The organism is Nocardioides sp. P5_C9_2 (assembly GCF_054049555.1).
In genome coordinates this window covers 1-3,060 of the sequence record NZ_JBFUMD010000466.1, presented here as the reverse complement: position 1 = coordinate 3,060, position 3,060 = coordinate 1, and the positions used below count along the sequence as shown (strand labels likewise).

Annotated in this window: 2 protein-coding genes and 1 pseudogene; 2 read left to right on the top strand and 1 reads right to left on the bottom strand. The window is 71.8% G+C overall.

Annotation, left to right across the window (positions count from 1 at the left end):
- Nucleotides 1-427, top strand: a pseudogene (locus tag ACXJKL_RS18225) (cysteine--1-D-myo-inosityl 2-amino-2-deoxy-alpha-D-glucopyranoside ligase); the annotation flags it as partial.
- Between the two features lie 215 nt (nucleotides 428-642).
- Here the strand turns inward: ACXJKL_RS18225 and ACXJKL_RS18220 are convergent.
- The gene (locus tag ACXJKL_RS18220; RefSeq protein WP_457208415.1) at nucleotides 643-1,488 is read right to left on the bottom strand and encodes a PAC2 family protein; all 846 of its coding nucleotides are present in this window, start codon (nucleotides 1,486-1,488) and stop codon (nucleotides 643-645) included.
- A 247-nt stretch (nucleotides 1,489-1,735) separates the two neighbouring features.
- Here ACXJKL_RS18220 and ACXJKL_RS18215 point away from each other — a divergent pair.
- The coding region (locus tag ACXJKL_RS18215) for a homocysteine S-methyltransferase family protein (protein WP_457208414.1) at nucleotides 1,736-3,060 on the top strand (1,325 nt) is incomplete at its 3' end.

Below are 3,060 nucleotides of genomic sequence, written 5' to 3'. Positions count from 1 at the left end.
GGCCTACGCGCACGCCGGGATGGTGGCGTACGACGGCGAGAAGATGTCGAAGTCCAAGGGCAACCTCGTCTTCGTCTCGGCGCTCCGCAACAGCGACGTCGACCCGATGGCGATCCGGCTGGTGCTGCTGCGACACCACTACCGCAGCGACTGGGAGTGGACCGACAGCCAGCTCTGGGACGCCGTGGACACCCTCGACTCGTGGCGCAAGGCGTTCTCCCTCGGTGCCGGGGCGCCGGCGGCCCCGGTGGTCGAGGCCGTGCTCGCCGCGCTCGCCGACGACCTGGACGCGCCGACGGCCCTCGCGGCCGTCGACGGCTGGGTCGCCTCGACCCTCGGCGACCACGGGCTCGCCGACACCAGCGACCGGGACGCGGCCGCCACCCTGCTGCCGGTCCTCGACGCGGCCCTGGGTCTCGTGCCCTGATCAGTCCTGGGTCCCGGCTGCGCGGTGAGCCAGCCACCTTCGCGGCACGCCAGATGTGGCTCTGTCACCCCCCGCGCGCGTGTCGATCGACGACACACGGGCCAGGGGTGAACCAGCCACGATTGTCCACTCGGGAATGTGGCTGAGCCACCGCTCGACGGACGGCGCGCGACGCGCGACGCTCGGCGCTCGGCGGTGGGCGCGGAGGAGACGACTCAGTCCTGGTCGCGACGCTTGAGGTAGCGCTCGAACTCCCGGGCGATCGCCTCGCCGGTGGCCTCGGGGAGGTCGGCGGTGTCGCGGGTCTCCTCGAGCGCCCGGATGTAGTCCGCCACGTCCTCGTCCTCCTCGGCGAGCTCGTCGACCCCCCGCTCCCACGCCTTGGCGTCCTCGGGCAGGTCGCCGAGCGGGATGCTGCACTCGAGCAGCTCCTCGAGCGCACCGATGAGGGCGAGAGTCGCCTTGGGGCAGGGCGGCTGCGCGACGTAGTGCGGCACCGCGGCCCAGAACGAGGCCGACGGGATGTCGAGCTGGACGCAGGCGTCCTGGAAGACGCCCACGATCCCGGTGGGGCCCTCGTACGTCGACTGCTCCAGCGTGAGCCGGTCCACCAGGTCGGGCTCGGTGGCGGTGCCGGTGACCGGGATGGGCCGCGTGTGGGGGGCGTCGGCCAGCAGGGCTCCCAAGGTCACGACGAGCTCACCACCGAGGTCGTCGCACGCGGCCAGCAGCTCGGCGCAGAACTGGCGCCAGCGCATGTTGGGCTCGATCCCGCGGACCAGGATCACGTCGCGGTGCAGCCCCGGGGGAGAGGCGATCGCGATCCGGGTGGTGGGCCAGGTCAGCCGCCGGTGGCCGTGGTCGTCGGTCCCGACCATCGGCCRGTTGACCTGGAAGTCGTAGAACTCCTCGGGATCGATGGCCCCGATGACCGTGGCGTCCCACACCGCCATGAGGTGGTCGACGACCGCCGACGCCGAGTCGGCGGCGTCGTTCCAGCCCTCGAAGGCCGCGATCACCACGGGGGACACCAGGTCCTGGACATCGTCGAACTCGATCACCGTTCCAGCGTAGTCCGCGAGGGGCGTGCGGGTGGTGACCTGCGCCGCGCGGTGCCCGCCCCGGCGGGTCGAGCGTCGCCGCCCCCGTCCCGGCGACGATCGCTCCCTGCGCGGGTTCCCGACGCCTGGTCCGGATGCCCGGGATTTCGGTGGGGCCGCGGGGCGATGTCACGATCTGGGAAGCGTGTCCACCCCGTGGACCGCCGAACCTAGGCTGGCAGTCCAGCCGAGAGGAGCCGAGAGGCCCGTGAGTCCCGATCCCGCGATCCAGCACCGTCCCGATGCCACCGAGGAGCTCGCCGCCGCCATGCGCGAGCGGATCCTCGTCATCGACGGCGCCATGGGCACGGCGATCCAGCGCGACCGGCCCGACGAGGCCGGCTACCGGGGCGAGCGCTTCGCCGACTGGGAGAGCGACCTGGTCGGCAACAACGACCTGCTGACCCTCACCCAGCCGCACATCATCGAGGACATCCACCGCGAGTACCTCGAGGCCGGCGCGGACATCATCGAGACCAACACGTTCAACGCCAACGCGATCTCGCTGTCCGACTACGGCATGGCCTCGCTGGCCTACGAGCTCAACCTCGAGGCCGCGCTGCTGGCCCGTCGGGTCTGCGACGAGGTCGGCGCCAGGACCCCCGAACGGCCCCGGTACGTCGCGGGCGCGCTCGGGCCGACGACGCGCACCGCCTCCATCTCGCCCGACGTCAACGACCCCAGCGCCCGCAACGTGACCTACGACCAGCTGGTCGCGGCGTACTCCGAGGCGACCCGCGGGCTGCTCGACGGTGGCGCGGACCTCCTCGTCGTCGAGACGATCTTCGACACCCTCAACGCGAAGGCCGCCATCTCCGCGATCGACCAGGTCTTCACCGACCTCGGCCGCCGCTGGCCGGTCGTCATCAGCGGCACCATCACCGACGCGTCGGGCCGCACCCTGTCGGGTCAGACCACCGAGGCGTTCTGGAACTCGGTGCGCCACGCCCGGCCGCTGCTGGTCGGCCTCAACTGCGCCYTCGGCGCCAGCGAGATGCGCCCGTACGTCGCCGAGCTGTCCCGGCTCGCCGACGTCTTCGTCTCGGCGTACCCCAATGCCGGACTGCCCAACGCCTTCGGTGAGTACGACGAGGCGGCCGAGGAGACCGCGGCCGTCGTGTCCGAGTTCGCGGAGAGCGGCCTGGTCAACCTCGTCGGGGGCTGCTGCGGCACCACCCCGGCCCACATCCGCGCCATCGCGGAGGCTGTGGCCGACAAGGCCCCGCGCGTGCCCGTGCAGGTTGCCCCGGCCATGCGCCTGTCCGGGCTGGAGCCGTTCGCGATCACCGAGGACAGCCTGTTCGTCAACGTCGGCGAGCGCACCAACATCACCGGCTCCGCGCGCTTCCGCACGCTGATCAAGGACGGCGACTACGACACCGCCCTGTCGGTGGCAGCGCAGCAGGTCGAGAACGGCGCGCAGGTCATCGACGTCAACATGGACGAGGGGATGATCGACGGGGTCGCGGCCATGGACCGCTTCCTCAAGCTCATCGCCTCCGAGCCCGACATCAGCCGCGTGCCGGTGATGGT